This is a genomic window from Stutzerimonas kunmingensis (assembly GCF_900114065.1).
GTDB classification, from domain to species: Bacteria; Pseudomonadota; Gammaproteobacteria; order Pseudomonadales; family Pseudomonadaceae; genus Stutzerimonas; species Stutzerimonas kunmingensis.
In genome coordinates this window covers 1-22188 of the sequence record NZ_FORS01000010.1, presented here as the reverse complement: position 1 = coordinate 22188, position 22188 = coordinate 1, and the positions used below count along the sequence as shown (strand labels likewise).

Genomic DNA, 22188 nt, shown 5'->3' with positions numbered 1-22188 from the left:
CGATGTCAACCAACGCACTCGCGACATGCTAGTCACGAGCCACCTTAAAAAATAGGCGGGAATACTACCGTCTTTCGGGGCCGTTGAGGTCTCAACGGCACGCCGACGGATGGATGGTCAGATTGCGGCGACCGGACGGCGAAGGTTGCGCACCAGCGCGACGAACACTCCGAGCATGCCGCCCAATACCAATGCGAGAGCAACAATCAAAGTCTTCTTGGGCTTGATGGGCTGACGGGGCTCAACTGCTCGTTGATCAATGGCGACCAGCTTGAGCGAACCAGCATCGAACTGCAGGGAGCGCAGCCTCGCTGCTTCCTCGCGCCAACCGGCCAGATCTTTCAGGAACAGGTCTTCGTTCTCTCGGCTTTTTAAGACCTCGATCTGGCGGTTGTGTTCAAGCAGCTTCAGCTCCCTGGCAATCTGTGCAATGCGCGGCTCGGTGAAGTCGTCGGAGCGACGAGCCAAGAGCGCCTTACGCTCGGCTTCCAACGCTTCGCTGCCCATAAAATACAAAGGTATCTGCTGGTTATTGACCTCGGTACGGATCACGCTGCCTTGGCTCGTGATCTCAGGCGCTCCAAGGGACGATGGTGTGGTGGGCTTGCTTATACCAAGCGAAGTCGCGATTCGAATCGCTTCGTTGAGCTGATTGATGCGGTTATCGCGACGCGTCCGGAGCTGCTGGCGCAGGGCTGCCAATTCATCATTCAACTCTGCACGCTTGAGCGCATCCGCTTCGGTCAGCTTGGCGATCTTGATTTCCTTGCTGGCTTCATAGCTGGCACGAGCAGCGGCAATCTTCTTGTCAAGCTGACTGAGCCGGTTGCCGATTAGGGTTTCCAGATCAGCCGCTATCTCCTTGCGGACATTAGCCAGGGAGAAATTCACAAAACTGTTGACGATCTCAACCCCATCCAGCGCTTCGGGATAGGTCAGCTGGAGGCCGACATACGGAGACATCCCCTCGGGCTTCTTTGAATCGGGTTGCAGCAACTTGAAGGCCTCATCGTTGAAGGCTTCAAAAGTCTGCTCAAGTGTTCGCCCTGGCTGCACGAGATCAGCGAAGAGCTGCGGGTGTTCGCGGAAGAAGGCCAGCCGATTCTCGTACGAGTCAAGCGTTGCCCCGACCTGCGCCAGCGCTTGTTTCGGCGACAGCTTGTAGATACCAAGATGATTCAACTCATCGAGATCTTTGATAGCGGCCGGTCGTAGCACGCTTTGAACGGTGTAATAACGAGGCGCCAGCATGGCGTAGAGCAACCCGACGAGCGTGCACACCACAGCTACGCCGCCAATCAGGAACTTTTGCTTCCACAAAGAGCGAAAGAGCTGGATCAGGTCAATTTCATCAGGCGTTGCCGAAGCAAGGACTTGCGGAGGAGTTACTGCGTTCACTTGAGGTCCGTCTCGCTGAATGCGGCGACGCAGAGCGCGCGCCAGGGGCTATACCGCAAGCACACGGAAAAGTTCCGTCATGCTGCCGGCCGCCATTTTGCCAGCCAGTTCACAAAAAACAAGTGACGCGCATCAACTTTATTTGGCGATTGTGAGCACCTATAACGTCGTGCCAGATGCTCGCCGACCTTCAGTTACGCAGCCAGGCAAAGCGTTAAACGCCGTGCCTGGCTCATCGCGGAAGAAAGGGACGCGGCAATTTACGACTCCGATGGGGTTTGCAGCTCGCGGCCGCGATTTGCAAGGCTGCGTACCAAAGCGGCGAATACGCCAAGCATGCCGCCAAGCACAAAGCCCAACGCCAGAATCAGCGCCTTCCTAGGTTTGATTGGCTTGGACGAATCCAGCGCTGGTTGATCCAGACGAACAAGCCGCAACCGATCAGTATCGAGTTTAATTCCCTTCAAGCGGGCGGCCTCTTCGCGCAACTCAGCGAGATTGGTCAGGTAGAGGTCTTCACCCTCTCGCTCTCTGAGAATTTCCACTTCGCGATTGTTTTCTAGCATTGCGAGCTCGGATTGGATCTCGGCGATTCGAGGCTCCATGAAGTCATCCGACTTGCGACTCGCGAGGGCATTACGCTCCGCGGATAGTGCTTCTGTTCCCATGAAATACAGCGGGGTTTCCCGACTGTTTACCTCCGTCCGAATAACTTGCGCGCCGCCTCTGGCCGAGTCGGACATTGCAGACGGGCTTGTTGGCTTACGAATACTCAACGACTCGGCTATGGATATCGCCTCAGTCAACTCCTGAATTCGGTTGTTCCGTCGAGTTTTGAGTTCCTCACGCAGAGCAGCGAGCTCGTCCTGAAGCTGGGCCCGCTTCAGCGCGTTCTCTTCGAGCAGGGACGCAATCTTCGCCTCCTTGGACGCTTCGTAGTTTGCACGCTGCGCCTCAATGTTCATCTCAAGGCTGGCCAAACGATTGTTGACCAGGCTTTCCACATCCTCAGCGATTTCGCGGCGCTCCAGCTCCAACACATAAGCGACAAAGCCATTTACTACCGAAGCACCAGCGACACCCTCGGGGTAAGTCAGCCTCAGACCCACGAACGCGCTGCGGTTCTCCGTACGCTTCGGGTCAGGGAACAGCATCTCAAACGCTTCCTCATTGAACTCAGCGAATGCCTGCTCTGATTGCTCGCCCCGCTCGGTGAGATTCGGAAACAGCTCCTGATTGTTCATGAAGAATTCCAGGCGGTTGTCATAAGACGACAATCCGCCAGCCACGCGATTTATGGCCTCTTCCGGAGTGAGCTTGTAGATGCCCGTTTCGTTGAGCTGATCTAGATTGCTCTGCGGCACTGGGCGAAGGTAGGTTCGGGCTTGAAAGTATGGTGTCGCCAGGAAGGCGTACAGGGCCGCTAGCAGCGTAACGAGAAGCGTAACGCCAACGATCAGGATCTTCTGCCGCCAAAGCGCACGGAACAGTTCGACCAAGTCAATTTCATCGTTAGGTGAAGTGGGTTGCTGCACGATCATCCGAAATCCTTGTTATGTGTGCTCTTCACTGCGGAGCAAGCGAACCGGATTTTGTACGTACGAACCGCAAAAAGTTCAGCCGAATGATGGCTTTTAACAACTATTTAGGCTGATGCCACGCTGCTACAGGGAGAGCTAGCCTAGCCGCTTGTCAGTCCTCCTCATTCACCCGATCGCGCAACTCCTTCCCTGGCTTGAAATGCGGGACGAATTTTCCGTCAAGGCTGACGGATTGGCCGGTTTTGGGATTGCGGCCTACGCGGGGGGCGCGGTAGTGCAGGGAAAAGCTACCAAAGCCGCGGATCTCGATCCGGTCGCCAGTGGCCAGAGCCTGAGCCATTTGCTCAAGCATGGTCTTGATGGCCAGCTCGACATCCTTCGACGAAAGCAGCCCCTGCTGGGTGACGATTCGCTCGATCAACTCCGACTTGGTCATGGTTTTCCCTTCGTTTTCAAGCGGCTAGATCATTCGGGTTGCGGTCGTTTGTAGCATGTTGTTCAGAGTTTGAACAGCCCGAGAGGGATTGACGAGGAAGGAGTGCTTCGTTTATTGCACCGCGACACGAACGGCCAAGAAGCGGAGGAGCGAACCGGCTAAAGGCCGTATGGATGGGAGTCGAGAGCTAAGCCGTCTTTCTCTGGGCAATAAAAAAGGCGGGCTATAAGCCCGCCTTTCATTCAACTACCTACCGCTCAATCCTCGCGATAGCGACGCAGCTTGAGCTGCTTGCCGCCGACGCGGGTGTCCTTGAGTTTGCCGAGCAGGCGGTCAAGGCCGTCTTCCGGCAGCTCGACCAGGCTGAAGCTGTCGCGCACCTGGATGCGGCCGATGGCTTCGCGAGCCAGACCGCCTTCGTTGAGGATCGCACCGAGCAGGTTGCGAGCGGCGATGCCGTCACGCGCGCCCAGTGGGGTGCGGCAACGGGCGCGGCCTTCAGCCAGCGGTACCGGTGCACGACGCTCGCGATCACCACTGCGCTCAGGACGATCCGAACGCTCAGTGCGCTCACGCGGGCTGCTGGTCGGAACCAGCGGTTGCTCTTTTTCCACTTCAGCCAGGGTCAATGCCTGACCATTGGTGGCCTTGCGCAACAGCGCAGCGGCCAGAGCACGTGGGCTGCAACCGATGTCGGCGACCAGCTTGTCGAGCAACTCGCCATGGGTGGCTTCGGCATCGGCAACCAGCGGAGCGAGGCTGTTAGTGAGTTTCTTGATGCGGGCGTCCAACACCTGCTGCGCATTCGGCAGACGGGCTTCAGCGACCTTCTGGTTGGTCACGCGCTCGATAACCTGCAGCATGCGACGCTCACGCGGGGTGACCAGCAGCAGCGCGCGGCCTTCGCGACCGGCACGGCCGGTACGGCCGATGCGGTGCACGTAGGATTCCGGATCGTAGGGCATGTCCACGTTGAATACGTGGGTGATGCGCGCCACGTCGAGACCGCGGGCAGCGACGTCGGTGGCGACGACGATGTCCAGGCGGCCATCCTTGAGCGATTCGATGACGCGCTCACGCTGATTCTGGGCGATGTCGCCGTTCAGCGCAGCAGCCTTGTAGCCCTTGGCTTCCAGCGCGGCGGCGAGATCCAGCGTGGCTTGCTTGGTGCGCACGAAGGCAATCAGGGCGTCGAAATCCTCGACTTCCAGCAGGCGCAGCACAGCCTGGATCTTCTGATCGGCATGGACCATCAGGTGTGCCTGCTCGATACGAGCGACGGTCTGGGTCTTGGCAGCGATCTTGATGTGCTGCGGCTCACGCAGGTGCTTTTCGGCAATCGCGCGAATGGAGTGCGGCAGCGTAGCGGAGAACAGAACAGTCTGACGGCTCTCTGGCATCGCTTCGAAGATCACTTCGAGGTCGTCCATGAAGCCCAGCTTGAGCATCTCGTCCGCTTCGTCGAGGACCAGGAAGCGAATGGTCGACAGCAGGCCACTGTTGCGGCTCAGGTGATCGACCAGACGGCCCGGGGTCGCAACGATGACCTGCGCGCCCTGGCGAATGGCCTTGAGCTGCGGGCCCATGGGTGCGCCACCGTAGACCGCGACGACGGTCAGGCCAGGCATCTGCTTGGAATAGGTTTCGAATGCAGTGGCGACCTGCAGGGCCAGTTCGCGAGTCGGCGCGAGGATCAGTGCCTGCACTTCCTTACGAGCGGGATCGATCTTGGACAGGATCGGCAGCGCAAAGGCCGCGGTCTTGCCGGTACCGGTCTGCGCCTGGCCGATCATGTCGTGACCGCCAAGGATCACCGGGATCGCCTGAGATTGAATAGGGGATGGTTCTTCGTAGCCGACTGCGCTGATGGCAGCCAGAACAGCGGAGTGAATACCGAGTGCGGCAAAGCCGCCGATTTCCTGGGTCATGGGTCTTGTCTCTGATGCTCCGCAAGACCCATTGTTCCGAAGCTGCGCATGCCGTGCAAAACCCGAAGGTCACCCTGGCAGCCTGGTCGGCGGGGTTGCGAAAACGTATGAATGATGAATCGTCAAGGATAGCCCGCTCGAAGCGGACAGCAGCCGAAGCAGTGCTTCGTGTGTTGCAGTACCTGAACGCAGGCTGGGTTTCAGCCGGCGCGTACTATACCGGATTAACGTGAAGCTGTGCGGGTATTTTGCGCTGGCGGTTGGGCTGCCGGGCGCGCCGTTGGCCAGCAAGCTCCGCCGCGTGGCTCGCCTGCACCGAGCCAGGTGCACAGCAGCGGCACCGTGGCAGGTCTCGTCCTCACGGCGGGCATCACTTTCAGGCAGCCTCGCTATTGGCGGCGCTGACGCGGAAGCGGCCGACCAATTGGTGCAGCTTGCCAGCCGTATGACGAACACGCTCGGCGCTGTCCTTCAGCACGCCAAGGGTCTGCCCCATCTCATTGGAGGCCTGGTCGACGCCACGGATGGTCTGGCCGTAATGCAGGCTGCGCTCGTTCAGACCCTTGATGATGTCGAACATGCGCTCGACCGTGTGATGCAGATGCACATTCTCCGAGGATGCCTCCTCGGTCAGGCGCAGGCTGCTGTCGACATTCTGGACGCCACCCTCCATGAACGACACCGCCTGGCGCGTTTCCGCCTGCAGGCTCTCGACCTTGTGCCGAATGTCCTCAGCCGCCTTGGCCGTACGTTGCGCCAGTGAGCGGACCTCACCCGCCACCACGGCGAAGCCGCGACCATGGTCCCCCGCCCTGGCCGCCTCGATTGCCGCGTTCAGTGCCAGCAGATTGGTCTGCGTGGTGATGTCGCTGATCAGCCCGACGATCTCATCGATCTCGCCCATGCGGCTGTCAAGCAGCTGAACGCTCTGAGCCGAGCGCTGCACCACATCACGGATCGATTCGGTACCGTTACGCACGGTGTCGAAACGCTCGCGGGCGCGCTGCATCACCTCGTCCATGGCGCCCTTCATTTCCTCGGCGGTCATCGATGCCTGCTGAATTTCGCCAAGTTGCTCCTCCACCAGCAGCAACAATTGATGGATCGATTCGGCCACATCGCTGGTGGTCTGCCCCGCTTCGCTGCTGCGTTCGAGCATCAGCTCGTTGTCCTGACGAACGTGTTTCGAGACCTGGATCACCTGGCCGACCACACCGTCCAGGCTGTCGATGAAACTGTTGATCCAGCGCCCCATGTCGCCACTCTCATCGCGCTGCATGGTGCTGCTGTCGACCCTTTGGCGCAGATTGCCCTCGCCCTCGGCCAGCGTACGAATCACCTCGGTCATCTCCTGCATGCGCGCAGCCAGCCGTCGCGGCCCGAAGGACGCGAACGCCCAGGCCCCCAGCAGGAGCAGCAAACCGTTGACCAGGTGCAGCGCGGTGGTGGGCAGACCGCTGAACTCATGCAGCAGACTGCCGATGGCGAACAGAGTGGTCACCGTGAGCAAATAGGTCTTCATCAGCCCGACGCTCAGCGAACGGCGACGATAGACCTCCTCCAGATCCGCCTCGCACATCATCCCCCAACGGTCTGGCGAGCCTTGCAGCTGAAAGGTAACGCCCTTGCCAATGACCGGAATATGGCGGTAGTCCGAGTAGCCGGGATAGGTGACGAACAGGTTGGCACCCTTGGCGATCGTCTCCCGCACACCAGGATGCAACTGGCCGGTGGCCGGATCGGTAAAACGCAATTCCAGCTCGGTATGCTGCTGCACGCGCACCGTTCCCCAGCGCGTGTGCACACCGCTTTTCAGGTTCTCGCCGTGGCTGAAGGTGGCATCTTCGAAGCGCGAGCGTGACAGCGCCGTGCCGGTCTGAACACTGCTGTCGAAGCGCGACTCCACCATGAACAGGTAGTTGTCACCCGATTCCGGGTAGACGTGGCCGGCCTCGCGCTGGATGAGGTCACCGATCACATCATTGGGCACCCGCGCGCAGATGCAACCGAGACACTTACCGCCAACATGCACCGGCTGATAGAACATCAGGGTGACCGCATCATGGAAGCGCGACGTGCTCGCGCCCAGGCGCTGGGTCAGCGGATCACGATAGGGCCCATGCAGGAACGGCTCACTCATCCCGCGCGCTACCGCTCGGCCATCAAGATCCTGCTGCCCGACATGAGCCGCACAGGTGGATGCCAGCACGCGGCCTTGCGAATCGATGACGAACAGCTCGGAAATATCCGGCAGCTGTGCCCGTTTCCCCTCCAGCACATCGCTAGCGACGTGGCCAACGGCTTCGCCCAGATTGGCGGCGAGGTCCGCCAGATGACCCCAGTGACTGGCGACCCAGTTCTGCAGGATGCGCACCCGTGACTGCGCAACGCCCTCGAAGACCTGCTCCACCACGGGATACACGCCACGATTCAACCAGCACGACCAGCGCATCGCCAGCTTGCCGGTTGGCCCCGACCACGGAAGCCAATGGCGCTCGCTAGCGGACAGATGCATCAGATTGCTTTGAAGATGAGGCACGGGCGATTCCTTACTGCCGACGAAACATGATGGCGTTTTGCAATTAGCAGACCAGCCATGCCATCACGTTTGCTCATCAGCGCGGCAAGACACAGCGCTCCAGCATTGATTAATTGCTGGCTTCGTGGGTCCCAGATATTGAGCGTGACGAGTGAGGCCCCGCGATAGAGCCACGCGTCGCGCTTTTCGGCACCGGACGGCGCCGGTCAGTACGCACCGATATGGAACAGCCACAAACCTTCAATACCGCCGACGCACCCGTTCGGTGCAGAGTTAGCTCGCGGGCCGCAGTGCCGCAATCAACGAATCCAGCGAATAGCCCAGGCGCGGCGCCAACGCTTCAGCGCGCTGGCGCAGCCCGGTCATGTCCAGCTGCTGATCGAGATCCGCTGGCACCAGCAGCACCACGTTGCCCTCCTTCACGGGGCACTCCCAGTAATGCCGATGATAGAGGCCACGCAGCAGCGCCGCGCCCAATGGGCGGTCGTCATCGGTGCCCCACTGATTGATGATCAGCCAGCCGCCCGGATTGAGTTTTTCCTGACAGCGCTTGAGGAACGACCAGGCCAGATGCGCGGCATCCGGGCCGGCATCGTTGTACAGGTCGACGAAGATCAGATCGGAACTCTCGGCGGTATCCAGCAACTCGGTGGCATCGCCGATGCGGATATACAGCCGCGAGTCGTTCTGCAAGCCGAGGTACTGCATCGCAAGCTCCGGCACCGCCGGCCGCAGCTCGATGACCTCGACGTCCTCCAGCGGCAGGAACTGCAGACAGGCCTGGGTCAGGTTGCCGGCACCAAGCCCTAGAAACAGTGCGGTTTCCGGCTCTGCATGACACAGCCCACCGAGCAGCATCGCGCGGGTGTAATCGTATTCGAGCCAGGCAGGATCGGCGGTGAATACGCAGCTCTGCTCGACCGCCGCGCCAAACTCGAGAAAACGGTAGTCGCCCACCTCGAGTACGCGAATCAGCCCGAAAGCGTCATGCACTTCGGCGAGCAGGCGTTCCTCTTTGTCCATCAATGTGCTCCGCAGCTATCCGATCACCGGCGTGTCGGCGAACGCATCTTACGCAGCCCCATAGGCCATCGCTATCTCCGGGGCTAGGACGCTTCAGGTAAAATCGCCGCACTTTTATCAGTTGGAACGATCATGAACGACGCCTGGAGCCCCGATAGCTGGAGAAGCAAGCCGATCCAGCAACAGCCCGAATACCCGGATGCCGAACACCTCTCGCGCGTTGAACGCACCCTGGCCGGCTTGCCACCGCTGGTCTTCGCCGGCGAAGCACGGGAGCTGAGACGGCAGTTCGCCGAGGTGACCCAGGGCCGCGCGTTCCTGTTGCAGGGCGGCGATTGCGCCGAGAGTTTCGCCGAATTCTCGGCCACCAAGATTCGCGACACCTTCAAGGTGCTGCTGCAGATGGCGATCGTCATGACCTTCGCGGCCGGCTGTCCGGTGGTGAAAGTCGGGCGTATGGCCGGCCAGTTTGCCAAGCCCCGCTCGGCCGGTGACGAAACCGTCGACGGCATGACGCTGCCGGCTTACCGGGGCGATATCGTCAATGGCATCGACTTCAACGCACAAAGCCGCGTGCCGGACCCGGAGCGTCTGCTGCAGGCCTACCATCAGTCCACCTCCAGCCTGAACCTGCTGCGTGCATTCGCCCAGGGCGGTTTCGCCGACCTGCACCAGGTGCATCAGTGGAACCTGGACTTCATCGCCAACTCCCTGCTGGCCGTGAAGTACCACCAGCTCGGCGCACGCATCGACGAAACGCTGAAATTCATGCGCGCATGCGGCCTGGATGGCGCGCCACAGTTGCGCGAGACCAGCTTTTTCACGGCTCACGAGGCACTGTTGCTGAACTACGAGCAGGCTTTCGTCCGCCAGGACAGCCTCAGCGGCGGCTGGTACGACTGCTCCGCGCACATGCTGTGGATCGGTGACCGCACCCGACAGCTCGACGGCGCGCATGTCGAATTCCTGCGCGGAGTGGGCAATCCCATCGGCGTGAAGGTCGGCCCGAGCATGGACAGCGAGGAGCTGATCCGCCTGATCGACATCCTCAACCCGCAGAACGACCCCGGTCGCTTGAACCTGATCGTGCGCATGGGCGCCGACAAGGTCGAAGCCGGCCTGCCGCGACTGGTGCGCGCGGTACAGAACGAAGGTCGCCATGTGCTCTGGAGTTCCGACCCAATGCATGGCAACACCATCAAGGCGTCCAGCGGCTACAAGACGCGGGACTTCGAGAAGGTGCTCGCCGAAGTGCGTCAGTTCTTCGATGTGCATCGTGCCGAGGGCAGCTACCCCGGTGGGATTCATATCGAGATGACCGGACAGAACGTCACCGAATGCATCGGCGGTTCGCGGCCGATCACCGAAGCCGGCCTCAGCGATCGCTATCACACCCAGTGCGACCCGCGGTTAAACGCCGATCAGTCGCTGGAAATGGCGTTCATGATCGCGGAAACCCTGAAGCAGCTGCGGCCCAACTGATGGCGAGGTAGAAGCCGCGGGCTGCCGGTCACGGTGCTCGACACTTATCGCGCACCGATCGGCAAGTGAAAGGACATAAAAAAACCCGGCACCAGGCCGGGTTTCTTTTTCGAGCAGTCTGCGTGGCCTATCAGGCCTTGACGCGGGACTTGTACTCGCCGGTGCGGGTGTCGATTTCGATCGAGTCGCCGATTTCGCAGAACGCGGAAACCTGCAGCTCGGCACCGTTCTTCAGGCGAGCGGTCTTCATGACCTTGCCGGAAGTATCGCCACGTACGGACGGCTCGGTGTAAACGATTTCGCGAACGATGGTGGTCGGCAGTTCGACGGAAATCACCTTGTCGTTGTAGAAAACGGCTTCGCAGACGTCGGTCATGCCGTCTTCGATGAAGGTCATCACGCCTTCCAGGTCGTCTTTTTCGATTTCGTACTGGTTGAACTCGTCGTCCATGAACACGTACAGCGGGTCGGCGAAGTATGAATAGGTCACTTCCTTGCGCTCGAGGATGACCGGCTCCAGCTTGTCGTCAGCCTTGTAAACGGTCTCGGTAGCCGAACCGTTGAGCAGGTTCTTCAACTTCATCTTGACCACGGCACTGTTACGGCCGGACTTGTTGAACTCGGCTTTCTGGATGACCCAGGGTGCGCCGTTGATGATGGCCACCTGGCCGGCACGGAACTCTTGTGCGGTTTTCATACGAAATATCCGAAGGGGAATTAGAGACAAAAAACAGGCCGCGTATCATAGGGTCTGTTCCCGCCTGGTCGCAAGCCACGTTGCTGCGCCAAATGGCGCCATACGGAGCGGCGTACAACAAGGCGCGGAGATCAGGCCACGGCCTTTCCCCACCATAATTGAAGGTGCGGTCGCACGCTAAGCGTGAACAGCACCTAGCCAATCGGTGTAGAAAAACACCAGCTTTCCGGCCAGATCGCCATTGGCCACCTGCTCGTGGGTCCAGGCTTCGGCATGCTCGAGCAACGCCGGATACTCGCGGACCAGAGCGGTCCAGGCTTCGCCAGCCCCCTGCCCAGCGTTCCAGGCACGCCAGAATTCGCGTAGCGCTGCGTTGGCCGTGGGCGACAGCTCATGCGCGTACAGATCGAGAAAGGCATGGAGTTTATCCCAGTGGGCATCGTCTTCCTGAGGATAGATGTGCCACACCAGCGGTCTGCCGGCCCACTGGGCGCGGATAAAGGACTCCTCGCCGCGCACCGCGTTGAAATCGCAGCTCCACAGCAGCAGGTCGTATTCGTCCTGAGTCATGAACGGCACGATGCACAGCTGCAGACTGCCGTGCCGATGCTGATCGCCCGTCTGCAGGCTCGGCACGCCAAGCCAGGCGGCAACATCGCCAAGTACTCGCCCTTCCGGGACCAGCAGCTGGTTGCTGCGCGAATCGGCCGCGAGGGCGTCTAGCCAACCCGCGACCGCAGTGTTTTCGTAGGCGAACAAGGACAACAGGCGCGCGCCGGGCTGTCGCGCTACGCCGAGCGAGGCAAGAAAAGCGGTCTGTTGCGCCATATCGCTCTGAAATTCCGCACGGCGCAACATCAGATCGGCTTCACGGATCAGACCGCCGGTCCGGGCTTCGAAGCCCGGAAAGAAGAAGTACTTCTGCAAGCCGTTGGCCTGCAGTGAGGGCAGCGCATGGCAGCCGACGATCCAGTCCTCGGCGCTCAGATACTCGAGGTTCAGCCAGAGGATGCGACGACCGCTGGCAGCCATGGCATTGATGTAGGGCTGCGGCAGATTGCAGGCGAACGCCTCGATGACCACATCGGCGGGCTCGGTAGCTGACCATTGGCCGGACCAGCGCCGGACCTCCACGCCCTCGTGCAGCTGCTGTTCCGCCTCGGCATTGGCCGCCGGGCAAAGCCGAGCGAAGGTATCCAGGTCATCCACCCACAGCCGCACGTGCTGACCGTGTTCCGCCGCCAGCTGCCGGGCCAGGCGCCAGGTGACACCGATGTCACCGAAGTTATCCACGACTGCGCAGAAGATGTCCCACTTCGCTTTTACAGACAAAACCGTGCTCCTCGAGCCGATACCGGCACTTCGTGCCTCTGGAAACGCTGCGCAGGATACAAGGTTGGCGCCAACAACCGGTTGCCATACCACAACACAGGAACGGCAGACACGCGTATACGCCCGAGCCTGCAAAGGCGTCAGCGGATTCAGATAAGAGAGAAAGGAAAAACGAGAAGATCGTTATGGAGGTGAACCCTACCAGCCACACCCCGGCACACAATGTCACCGCTGCGGCTGCTCCCTTCCGGGCCTGACCGGGTTCACGGCTGATCGTTGCGAGGGGACCGGCAGGGCCCACCATAACGAAACCCGCCTGGCGGCGAGCGGCGCCATTGTACCGGCTTATCAGCAACTTACAACCACAGACTGCTGCCACGCTTACGGCAGGCCACTTGCATCCTCTTCCATGAAGCGCCAGCAACCCGACTATCAATGGATTGAACCGGCGAGCGGTATGCGCATTGCGTCGAAAGCCTCTAGCCAAAGACCAACGTCTGTCCGAGGATGGGCAGGCTCAAGCGCTATCGAACGCTTGTCATGAAACCATGCTGTGCAGCGATTTCGCTGTGCGGCTGATGGCAACAGCACACGAGGTAATCATGAGCAAGGCTCCAATCGCCGTCATCGGAACCGGGATCGCGGGGCTCTCCGCTGCGCGCGCCCTCCACGATGCCGGGCAAGTAGTACATCTGTTCGACAAGAGCCGCGGCAGCGGCGGCCGCATGGCCAGCAAACGCAGCGATGCGGGCTCGCTCGACCTGGGCGCGCAATACTTCACCGCCCGGGATCGCCGCTTTGGCGGAACCGTCCGCCAGTGGCAGAGCGAAGGCTGGGTCGATCAATGGTCGCCCAGCATGTACCAGTCCCATGACGGTCAACTGAAACCATCTGCCGACGAGCAGGTGCGCTGGGTCGGCACACCGACGATGAGTTCGATCACCCGCGGGTTGCTGGGCGACATGCCGGTCAACTTCAGTTGCCGCATCACCGAAGTGTTTCGCGGCGAGCAGTTCTGGACGCTGGTCGATGCCACAGGCGTAAGCCACGGACCATTCAGCCAGGTGGTGATTGCCGTGCCGGCGCCGCAGGCGGCTGCGCTGCTCTCCAGCGCGCCCAAGCTCGCCGCCGTCGCCGCCAGCGTAGCCATGGAACCCACCTGGGCGGTCGCGCTGGGCTTCGCGACTCCGTTGAACACCATGCTGGAAGGCTGCTTCGTTCGCGACGATGCGCTGGACTGGATTGCTCGCAACCGCAGTAAGCCCGGCCGCAACGGCGAGCTGGATACCTGGGTTTTGCACGGCACCAGCAGCTGGAGCCGGCAGCACCTCGACCTGCCCAAGGAGGCGGTGATCGAGCGCTTGCATGGCGCATTCGCCGAGCTCATCGATTGTGTGGTGCCGGCCCCGGAGTTCACCCTGGCCCATCGCTGGCTGTATGCCCGCCCGGCCCAGGCCCACGAATGGAATGCCCTGGCCGACGCCGGGTTGGGTCTTTACGCCTGCGGCGACTGGTGCCTGTCCGGCCGAGTGGAAGGCGCATGGCTCAGCGGCCAGGAAGCGGCGCGCCGGCTGCTTGAGAATCTGTAGAGCGGCTGCCAGCGGCTGATCTGACTCAGGTCAGCCGTACGCGCAAGGCCAGCTGCTATGATCGCGCGCTTTCTGCACTGGCCCCCTTCAGCGGAGTTCCGATGAATCCCTCCACCCTGATCGGCATCGTCGCGAGCATCGGACTGCTCGCCGTCGTCATGCTCTTCGCCGCCAAAGAACCCGCGCTTTTCATCGACCTGCCAAGCCTCGGCATCGTACTGGTCGGCACCCTGGCGGCGACCTTTATCAGCTATCCGTTGCGCGAAGTCACCCGAGTGTTCGGGCTGATCTGGACCGTGATGCGCAACGAGCGCCTGTACACGCGGCAGGATCTCGATGAGCTGGTGCAGATCTCGCGACTGTGGATCAGCGGTGACCTACCTGCGGTGGAAAAAGCGGTCGAGCAGGTCAGCAATCCCTTTCTGCGCACCGGCGTGCAGCTGGTGATCGACAACACCCCGGAAGAAGACATCCTGGAACTTCTGCAATGGCGCATCGCACGACTGCGCGCCCGGGAGAATGCCGAGGCACAGCTGTTCCGGGCGATGTCCAACTATGCGCCGGCGTTCGGCATGATCGGCACGCTGGTCGGGCTGATCAACCTGATGTTCATGCTCGGTAGCGGCAATATGGACCTGATCGGCCGCAGCCTCGCGGTCGCGCTGATGACGACCTTCTACGGCGTGCTGCTGGCCAACCTGATCCTCAAACCAGTGGCCGTGAAGCTCGAACGGCGTACCGAGCAACGCGTGGCGCTGATGAATCTGGTGATGCAGGGCATCTCCATGATGTGCAATCGCCGCAGCCCGGCCTACATGCGCGAAACGCTCAAGTCGTTCATCGCCCACCACGACGACGAAATTCGCGACGGCAGCCCCGCCGCACCGCGCAGCGCGCCGCAGGACGAACGCACGTGAACGGCCAGGCATCGCCGGGCAGCCGCTTCTCCCGCTGGCATATCGAGCCGCAGCGAGAGGAAGAGCAGGAAGCCTGGCTGATCACCTACCTGGACATGCTCACCCTGCTGCTGGTGATGCTGGTGATCATGCTGGCGCTGGCCGGCAAGGGCGAAGGCCAGCAGAGCGAGCCCTCGATGGTAGAAGCCACGCAGCAGTCGGCTGGCGATCAGCTGGTAGCACTGCAGCCAAGCGCTTCACCCATACCATCGATCGTGCCGCTACCGGCGCCGGCGGCTGATACGCAGCAGGACGACACGAGCGAAGCGAAGCCCGATCTGGCGCTGGGCGACGACATCGAGGTCATCGTCAACGATGGCAGCATCAGCTTTCGAATCAGCAGCGAAATTCTGTTCGGCTCAGGGCGGGCGGAGCTGGAAGACGCCGGGCTGGATGTGATCGACCGATTGGTCCCGACCCTCGCCGCAGGCGGTCATCGGATCATCGTCGAGGGCCATACCGACAATCTGCCCATCCAGACTGAGCGCTTTCCGTCCAACTGGGAGCTTTCCGCCAGCCGCGCCAGCAGCGTGGTGCGCTACCTGCAGCTGGCCGGCATCGAATCGACGCGGCTGAGCGCAACCGGCTACGCCGACACGCGACCGCTCGCCGACAACGGCGACGAACAGGGTCGCGCCAGCAACCGCCGCGTCGAGCTGATCATGCAGACCGAGGCGGACAAGCCCTGACGCGTCAGCCCAGCGCGGTATCGAGGAACATCATCACCGCGAAGCCCACCATGAGGCCCAGCGTGGCGGGCGTCTGATGGCCGTTGCGGTGGGTTTCCGGGATCACCTCGTGGGATACCACGAAGATCATTGCCCCCGCGGCCAGGCCGAGGCTGATGGGATAGGCGATGGCGAAGCCGCTGGACATGCCGATACCCACCAACGCGCCGATCGGCTCCATCAGCCCGGATGCCGCGGCGACCAGCACCGAACCCAGCGCCGACAACCCGGTGGTGCGCAACGCCAGCGCGACGGCCAGGCCTTCGGGAATGTCCTGAATGGAGATCGCCGTGGTCAGCGGCAGGCCAACGCTCAGGTCGCCATTGGCGAAGCTCACACCGATGGCCATGCCTTCGGGAATGTTGTGCAGCGCAATGGCGAGCACAAACAGCCAGACCCTGTTCAGGCGTTCGCACTCGGGACCACAGGGGCCAGTGCTTTCATGCTCGTGCGGCGTGAAGTAATCCAGACCGAGCATGAGCAACACGCCAAGCCCCAGGCCGACCACCACCGTCAGCGCCGCAGCCGGGCCGTTACCGAACAATTCACGCCCCGCTTCCAGCCCCGGAAGGATCAGAGAGAAAGCGCTCGCAGCGAGCATCATGCCGGCGGCAAAGCCAAGCATGCTGTCCTGGGTGCGGGTAGAAATGTCACGCAGGCCGATCGCCAGAAACGCGCCGACCGCCGTCGCTACGAAACCGGCGCTGCCGCCCAACAGCGCGTAGCGAACGTTGCCCGCCTCACTGCTCTGCAAAGCGTTGGCGGTACCCGCCACTAGCAGCAACAGCACCGCCACTGCAGTTGCCGCAAGACCGAAGGTGATCCAGGGGTTGGCTTGCGCCTGTGCGAGCCAGGCAGCGCGCAGAGTGGCCGCCGGGCTTTGAACGGTGGACGCCATGATTTCAGAATCCTCGATGCGGGCGGCCAGTGTACTCCGCCACGCCCTGCTCCAGAGCCTATGGTCACGATAGCCGCAGACCATCGCCCGACCTGCGCGCAACGCCCGCGTTGTACCCCCATGGGTATGACCGTAAGCTTGGCGGGTTCGATGGCCCGGAGGGGCCGCATTAAGGAGTGGTCCGTCGTGCCCGCTGCAAAAACCATTCGTCGCGCGCTTTTGCTGATCATCCCGGTCCTGCTGCTGGCCGGCTGGATGATCTGGCGCCAGCTTCAAGGGCCAGAATTGCCCGGTTATCGCCTGGAAACACGCCCACTGGTGCAACGCGTGGTCGCCAGCGGCGAGGTGGACAGCCAGTCGCTGGCGCAGGTCGGCAGCGAAATCACCGGCGTTATCGCCGTGCGCCATGTGCGCGAGGGCGATGCGGTAAAGGCTGGCGATCTGTTGCTGGAGCTGCGCGACGACGAGCAGCGCGCCCGCCTGCGCGAGGCGGAAGCGGCCCTGCGGCAGCTGATCGATTCCAGCCGCCCCCAGGCACAGGCCACCCTACGCGAGGCACAGAACAACCTCGAACAGGCCGATCGCGAACTCCAGCGCCGGGAGACACTGTTCGAACGCAAGCTCCTGGCCTCCGAGGCGCTTGAGCAGGCTCGACGCGCAACGCTGACTGCCCGTGTGGTCCGCGATCGCGCCCGCTTCGCCGCCGCGGCCGTGGGCGAAGGCGGCAGCGAGGAACAGGTCCTGCGTCAGCGCCTGGAAGCGGCGCGCGCAAACCTGGCGAAAGCCCGCATCCACGCCCAAGTCGACGGCATCGTGCAGACGCGCGAAGTCGAACCCGGCGACCTGGTACAGCCCGGCCGCACCCTGCTGACGATCGCCCGCTCCGGCAGTAGCGAAATCCTGCTGCCTCTGGACGAAAAGAATCTGGCCCCGATCGAACTGGGCCAGGCCGCCAGGATCATCGCCGATGCCTACCCGGATCGAGTGCTGCCGGCACGCGTCAGCTTCATCGCGCCGAGCGTCGATACCGCCCGTGGGACCATCGATGTCCATCTCGACCTGCTGGAACCAGCCGACTTCCTGCGTCAGGGCATGACCGTCTCGGTGAACATCGAGACCGGCCGACGCGAGCAAGCCCTGGTACTGCCCAACGATGCGCTGCGCGCCCGCGACGGAACACGTGCGCAGGTATTGCGCGTCAATGACGGCGTAGTGGAGCGGGTCAGCGTGCGTCTGGGAATGCTGGGCACGGCGCTGAGCGAAGTGAGCGAAGGGCTGGCCGCTGGTGATCTGGTGCTGATCGGCGACGCCGAGGAAGGCCAGCGCGTACGCGTGCGTGAGCAAGCGATTCCAACCGGCATTCAGGACTGACTGCATGCACCTGGCCGACTCGCTGTGGACCGAATGGAAGATCGCCCTGCGCTTCTTGTTGGACAACCGCATGCAGACGTTGCTGATCATGTTCGGTATCGCCGTCGGCTCGGCGGTGATCGTGTTCATCACCGCGCTGATCACCGGCCTGCAGGCCAATGTGGTCGAGCGCACCCTGGGCACCCAGGCGCATATCCGCATCCTGCCGCCGGACGAGGTCAACCGCCTTCTGCCCGCCGATGACCATAGCTGGTCGCTGGTGCTGGAGAGCCCGCGGGCGCAGCGCCTGCGCTCGATCATCAACTGGCAGGACGTACGCGACGTGCTCGACCAGGACACACAGATCCTCGCGGTGTCGCCGGTGATCAGCGGCCCGGCCATCGCCCGACGCGGCGTGGCCCGCGCCTCGGTGGCGCTGCTCGGCATCGACCCGCCCCGCTATCAGCGCATCATCCCGCTGGCAGACGACCTGATCGCCGGGCAGTTCACCGTGGGCGCCGGCCACGCGGTTATCGGCAAGGAACTGGCACGCGACCTCGGCCTGGGCATCGGCGACAAGCTGCGTTTGGACGCCGGCGAAGGCCGCGAGGCGGTCGTCGATATCGCCGGTATCTTCGAGCTGGGCGTGCGCGAGCTGGATGCGCGCTACGTGTACCTGGACCTGAAACAGGCGCAGACACTGCTCGACCTGCCCGGCGGCGTCACGGTGATCGATACCACGGTCGCCGAAATCTTCGAGGCCGATCAGGTCGCCGAGCGCCTCGCGCGCCTCACCGGGCTGCGCGCCGAAAGCTGGATGGAAACCAATGGGCAACTGCTCAACGCGCTCGCCTCGCAGAGCATGACCACGGAGATGATCCGTGTATTCGTCGGTATCTCCGTGGCTTTTGGCATCGCCAGCGTGCTCGCCGTGAGCGTCGTTCAGCGCACCCGCGAGATCGGCATCCTGCGCGCCATGGGCAGCCCGCGTGGGCAGATTCTGCGCGTGTTCCTGCTGCAGGGCGGGCTGCTCGGGCTGCTCGGTTCGGCCTGCGGCGGAGGCGTCGGCTGGGGCCTGGTGCAGGTTTTCAATCTGTTTGGCCCGCGACTGTTCACCATTCCGGTCGATCCGACGCTGGTGCCGCTGGCCATGCTGGTAGCGACAATCACCGGCGTGCTGGCGGCGGCGATGCCGGCGCGGCGTGCGGCGCGCTACGACCCTGCGGTGGCGATTCGATATGTCTGAAACCCTGCCAGCCAGCCCGGCCAATGAGGTCCTGCGCCTGGAACAGGTACGCAAGGCCTTCAACATAGGCACACCACTGGAAACCGAGGTGTTGCACGGTATCGACCTGCGTCTGAGCCGTGGTGAGCTGGCCGCGCTGATCGGCCCGTCCGGCTCAGGTAAGAGCACGCTGCTGAACCTGATCGGCCTGCTCGATACGCCCAGCTCCGGCGAGCTGTACGTGCTCGGCCAGGCGACACGCGACAGCAACGACGAAGCGCGCACGCACCTGCGCAACCAGGCAATCGGTTTCGTGTTCCAGTTTCACCACCTGATCTCGGCGTTCAGCGTGCTGGAGAACGTGCTGATGCCGCTGATGATTCGCCACGGCAAGCCGTCACACGCGGATATCGACCTGGCTCGCGGCCTGCTCGACGAAGTTGGACTGGCGCAGTTCGCCGACAAGAAGCCGACGCAGATCTCCGGCGGCCAGCAGCAACGAGTTGCCATCGCCCGGGCGCTGGTGACCCGCCCGCCTCTGTTGCTGGCCGACGAGCCGACCGGCAATCTCGATACCCGCACCGCGCAAAGCGTGTTCGAGCTATTTCATCGCATCAATGCCCAGTTCGGCTGCGCAATACTGGTGGTGACCCATGATCCACGGCTTGCGGCCGATTGCGGGCGGACCATACAGCTGGTCGATGGCCATATCGTCAGTGACGCTGCCAATCCGCCCAGTCGCTGACCCGACAGCCGCTGCGCCCCTTCCATAGCGGGTCGCGGCGAACGTCCCGTCACCAGCTAATAACTATTAAGTCTAAGCATATAACCTAAATCAGGGCTAACATCACTCCACATACATACCCCTACCGGTATTAATCTTGGAGAGGAGCGCGTCCATGAATGCCCATATCGAACCCTTCTTCGATCCCGCGACTTTCACCTACAGCTACGTGGTCAGCGATCCGCAGACACGCCAATGCGCGGTGATCGATTCGGTGCTGGACTACGATCCGGCATCCGGCCGTACCTCCCATGCTACCGCCCAGCGTCTGGTCGACTATGTATGCGAGCAGGACCTCAAGGTGCAGTGGCTGCTGGAAACCCACGTGCACGCCGACCATCTGAGCGCCGCGCCGTACCTCAGGCAGCAACTAGGTGGTCAGCTGGCGATCGGTGATCGCATCACCGTGGTGCAGGACACCTTCGGCAAGCTGTTCAACGCCGGTACTGGCTTTGCGACCGATGGCCGCCAGTTCGACCACCTGTTCCACGATGGCGATACCTTCCAGGTCGGCAACATCCAGGCGCGCGCCATCCATACCCCGGGACACACCCCGGCCTGCATGACCTATGTCATCGGTGATGCGGCGTTCGTCGGCGACACGCTGTTCATGCCCGATTACGGCACTGCCCGTTGCGATTTCCCAGGCGGCGACGCGCGCACGCTGTACCAGTCGATCCAGAAGCTGTTCGCCCTGCCGGGCGACACACGGGTATTCATGTGCCACGACTACAAGGCGCCCGGCCGTGAAGAGTTCCTCCATGAAACGACCATCGCCGCCGAACGCGAATACAACGTGCACGTGCACGCAGGCATCAGCGAGGACCAGTTCGTCTCCATGCGCACGGCACGGGATGCCACGCTGGGCATGCCTACGCTGATCCTGCCCTCTGTGCAGATCAACATGCGCGGCGGCGAGCTGCCCGAGCCGGAAAGCAATGGCACGCGCTACCTGAAGATTCCCCTGGACGTGCTGTAGCTCCAAGCGTGGAGGACGTCGACATGCAAACAATAAAACGACTGATCTAGCCCCGGTTTTACGGACACCTCAAATGTGACTATACCGTCAGATAGGAAGGTGTCCCATGACAGACAAACGCGAGTACCAACGCTACAGCCCCGAATTCAAGCGAGAGGCAGTCCGTCAGCTGACCGACTCGGATAAGTCCTGCACGCAGCTTGCGCGTGAGCTAGGTATCCGGGTCAATCAGCTCTACAAGTGGAAGCAGCAGCTTGACCAGAAGCAGGGCCACGCGTTCCCGGGCTCTGGCCGCCAGGCTGAGCCAGAAAGCGAAGTGGCTCAGCTGAAGCGCGAAATGGAGCGATTACGTGAAGAGAACGAAATCCTAAAAAAGGCGGCTGCGTACTTCGCCAAGAGCCTCGTGTGAAGTACGCCTTCATTCGTGATCATGCTGCCCAGTATCCGATCCGCAGGCTTTGCCGAGCGGTTGGCGCTTCGCCAAGCGGGTACTACGCGTGGCGCAATCGAGCAGAGTCGCGGCGTTCGAAGGCAAACCGTATTTTGCTGGGCCAGATCGAGGCGGTTCATCGTGATAGTCGCCAAACGTATGGGCCGATACGTATTCACCGAGAGCTAACTAGTCAGGGGAACAGTGCAGGCCTCAATCGCATAGCTCGTTTGAAGCGAGAGGCCGGTCTCAGGACAAAGCAGACCTTGGTTTGGCAGCAGGCCGGTCGCGGGCGAACGTTTGAACATATCGTTGAGCATCGACTGCTGAGGCGCTTCTATGCGGATCGACCAAACGAGCGTTGGGTGGCGGACATTACGTTCATTCCGACCGCTCAAGGATGGCTGTACCTATCGGTGATCATGGATCTCTACTCTCGGCTGATAGTTGGCTGGGCAATGGATAAGAAGCCCAGCCAAGAGCTAGCAACGCTGGCACTGGAAATGAGCCTGGGCAGGCGTGCCAAGCCTGTTGGCCTGCTGCTCCATACCGATCAGGGCGTGCAGTACAGAACCGCTCGTTATCAGGCTCTGCTTGCTCAAAACGATATCCAGCCGAGCATGAGCCGTAAAGGTAATTGCCACGACAACGCAGCGATGGAGAGCTTTTTCCATACGCTCAAAACCGAGCATGTGCGGCATCAGAAATACCGAACCTTCGACGAGGCTCGGCAAAGCTTGTTCGACTACATCGAAGTGTTTTACAACCGACAGCGACGGCATTCGTATTTGGCGTATATGACGCCGTTCGAGTATGAACGCCTGCACGCTGTCTCTTAGGTCGGTGTCCGTGAAATCGGGGTCAGTTCAGACT

General features: G+C 61.8%; 19 protein-coding genes and 1 other RNA gene. 10 read left to right on the top strand and 10 right to left on the bottom strand.

Features of this window, described 5'->3' with window-relative positions; translation table 11 throughout:
• Positions 1 to 117 precede the first annotated feature (117 nt).
• The 6 genes from BM275_RS18900 to BM275_RS18875 all read right to left on the bottom strand — a co-directional run bounded on the left by BM275_RS18900 (position 118) and on the right by BM275_RS18875 (position 8865).
• Positions 118 to 1398 (bottom strand): Wzz/FepE/Etk N-terminal domain-containing protein, encoded by a 1281-nt coding sequence (locus tag BM275_RS18900; protein WP_090522934.1) that lies wholly within the window; start codon positions 1396 to 1398, stop codon positions 118 to 120.
• 260 nt (positions 1399 to 1658) lie between these two features.
• On the bottom strand, positions 1659 to 2939 hold the full coding sequence (locus tag BM275_RS18895) for a Wzz/FepE/Etk N-terminal domain-containing protein (protein ID WP_090522932.1): 1281 nt from the start codon (positions 2937 to 2939) through the stop codon (positions 1659 to 1661).
• Between the two features lie 151 nt (positions 2940 to 3090).
• Positions 3091 to 3375, bottom strand: coding sequence for an integration host factor subunit beta (gene ihfB, locus BM275_RS18890; protein WP_015276650.1), 285 nt, complete (start codon positions 3373 to 3375; stop codon positions 3091 to 3093).
• Positions 3376 to 3632: 257 nt separating this feature from the next.
• Entirely contained in the window at positions 3633 to 5303 is a 1671-nt protein-coding gene (locus BM275_RS18885; RefSeq protein ID WP_090522930.1) for a DEAD/DEAH box helicase, read from the bottom strand.
• A gap of 376 nt (positions 5304 to 5679) precedes the next feature.
• Positions 5680 to 7842, bottom strand: a complete 2163-nt coding sequence (locus BM275_RS18880) for a methyl-accepting chemotaxis protein (RefSeq protein WP_090522928.1) — start codon at positions 7840 to 7842, stop codon at positions 5680 to 5682.
• Between the two features lie 273 nt (positions 7843 to 8115).
• Positions 8116 to 8865 carry a spermidine synthase gene (locus tag BM275_RS18875; RefSeq protein WP_003299506.1) on the bottom strand — a complete coding sequence of 250 codons (750 nt, stop codon included), beginning with the start codon at positions 8863 to 8865 and terminating at the stop codon, positions 8116 to 8118.
• A 132-nt stretch (positions 8866 to 8997) separates the two neighbouring features.
• Here BM275_RS18875 and BM275_RS18870 point away from each other — a divergent pair, with 132 nt between their 5' ends.
• Positions 8998 to 10347 (top strand): class II 3-deoxy-7-phosphoheptulonate synthase, encoded by a 1350-nt coding sequence (locus BM275_RS18870; protein WP_090522926.1) that lies wholly within the window; start codon positions 8998 to 9000, stop codon positions 10345 to 10347.
• A 130-nt stretch (positions 10348 to 10477) separates the two neighbouring features.
• Here the strand turns inward: BM275_RS18870 and efp are convergent, their stop codons facing one another.
• From efp to ffs, 3 genes are all read right to left on the bottom strand, one after another.
• Entirely contained in the window at positions 10478 to 11044 is a 567-nt protein-coding gene (efp, locus tag BM275_RS18865) for an elongation factor P (protein ID WP_003280508.1), read from the bottom strand.
• A 177-nt stretch (positions 11045 to 11221) separates the two neighbouring features.
• Positions 11222 to 12376, bottom strand: a complete 1155-nt coding sequence (gene earP / locus BM275_RS18860; RefSeq protein ID WP_090522924.1) for an elongation factor P maturation arginine rhamnosyltransferase EarP — start codon at positions 12374 to 12376, stop codon at positions 11222 to 11224.
• A gap of 196 nt (positions 12377 to 12572) precedes the next feature.
• Positions 12573 to 12669, bottom strand: an RNA gene (ffs, locus tag BM275_RS18855) — signal recognition particle sRNA small type.
• Between the two features lie 309 nt (positions 12670 to 12978).
• Here ffs and BM275_RS18850 point away from each other — a divergent pair.
• The 3 genes from BM275_RS18850 (at position 12979) to BM275_RS18840 (ending at position 15610) form a co-directional block, all read left to right on the top strand.
• Positions 12979 to 13965: an NAD(P)/FAD-dependent oxidoreductase gene (locus BM275_RS18850; protein ID WP_031297547.1), complete on the top strand. Its 987-nt coding sequence runs from the start codon at positions 12979 to 12981 to the stop codon at positions 13963 to 13965.
• A 101-nt stretch (positions 13966 to 14066) separates the two neighbouring features.
• On the top strand, positions 14067 to 14882 hold the full coding sequence (locus BM275_RS18845; RefSeq protein WP_003299513.1) for a motility protein A: 816 nt from the start codon (positions 14067 to 14069) through the stop codon (positions 14880 to 14882).
• Complete coding sequence (locus BM275_RS18840; RefSeq protein WP_023444995.1) at positions 14879 to 15610, top strand: OmpA/MotB family protein; 732 nt, start codon at positions 14879 to 14881, stop codon at positions 15608 to 15610. Before BM275_RS18845 ends, BM275_RS18840 begins: the two co-directional genes overlap by 4 nt.
• Before the next feature lie 4 nt (positions 15611 to 15614).
• Here BM275_RS18840 and BM275_RS18835 read toward each other — a convergent pair whose 3' ends face one another.
• Positions 15615 to 16547: a ZIP family metal transporter gene (locus tag BM275_RS18835; protein ID WP_003299516.1), complete on the bottom strand. Its 933-nt coding sequence runs from the start codon at positions 16545 to 16547 to the stop codon at positions 15615 to 15617.
• Between the two features lie 186 nt (positions 16548 to 16733).
• Between BM275_RS18835 and BM275_RS18830 the strand changes: the two genes are divergently transcribed.
• The 6 genes from BM275_RS18830 to BM275_RS18805 all read left to right on the top strand — a co-directional run bounded on the left by BM275_RS18830 (position 16734) and on the right by BM275_RS18805 (position 22154).
• A complete protein-coding gene (locus BM275_RS18830; RefSeq protein WP_090522922.1) occupies positions 16734 to 17918 on the top strand; it encodes an efflux RND transporter periplasmic adaptor subunit in 1185 nt (394 codons plus the stop codon).
• A gap of 4 nt (positions 17919 to 17922) precedes the next feature.
• Positions 17923 to 19143 carry an ABC transporter permease gene (locus tag BM275_RS18825; protein ID WP_090522920.1) on the top strand — a complete coding sequence of 407 codons (1221 nt, stop codon included), beginning with the start codon at positions 17923 to 17925 and terminating at the stop codon, positions 19141 to 19143.
• Entirely contained in the window at positions 19136 to 19867 is a 732-nt protein-coding gene (locus BM275_RS18820; RefSeq protein WP_090522918.1) for an ABC transporter ATP-binding protein, read from the top strand. The genes BM275_RS18825 and BM275_RS18820 overlap by 8 nt, the downstream gene beginning before the upstream one ends.
• A gap of 154 nt (positions 19868 to 20021) precedes the next feature.
• A complete protein-coding gene (locus BM275_RS18815; protein ID WP_090522916.1) occupies positions 20022 to 20885 on the top strand; it encodes an MBL fold metallo-hydrolase in 864 nt (287 codons plus the stop codon).
• A gap of 106 nt (positions 20886 to 20991) precedes the next feature.
• Positions 20992 to 21294: a transposase gene (locus tag BM275_RS18810; protein WP_042922387.1), complete on the top strand. Its 303-nt coding sequence runs from the start codon at positions 20992 to 20994 to the stop codon at positions 21292 to 21294.
• A complete protein-coding gene (locus BM275_RS18805) occupies positions 21291 to 22154 on the top strand; it encodes an IS3 family transposase (protein ID WP_043220498.1) in 864 nt (287 codons plus the stop codon). Before BM275_RS18810 ends, BM275_RS18805 begins: the two co-directional genes overlap by 4 nt.
• Positions 22155 to 22188: the final 34 nt, after the last annotated feature.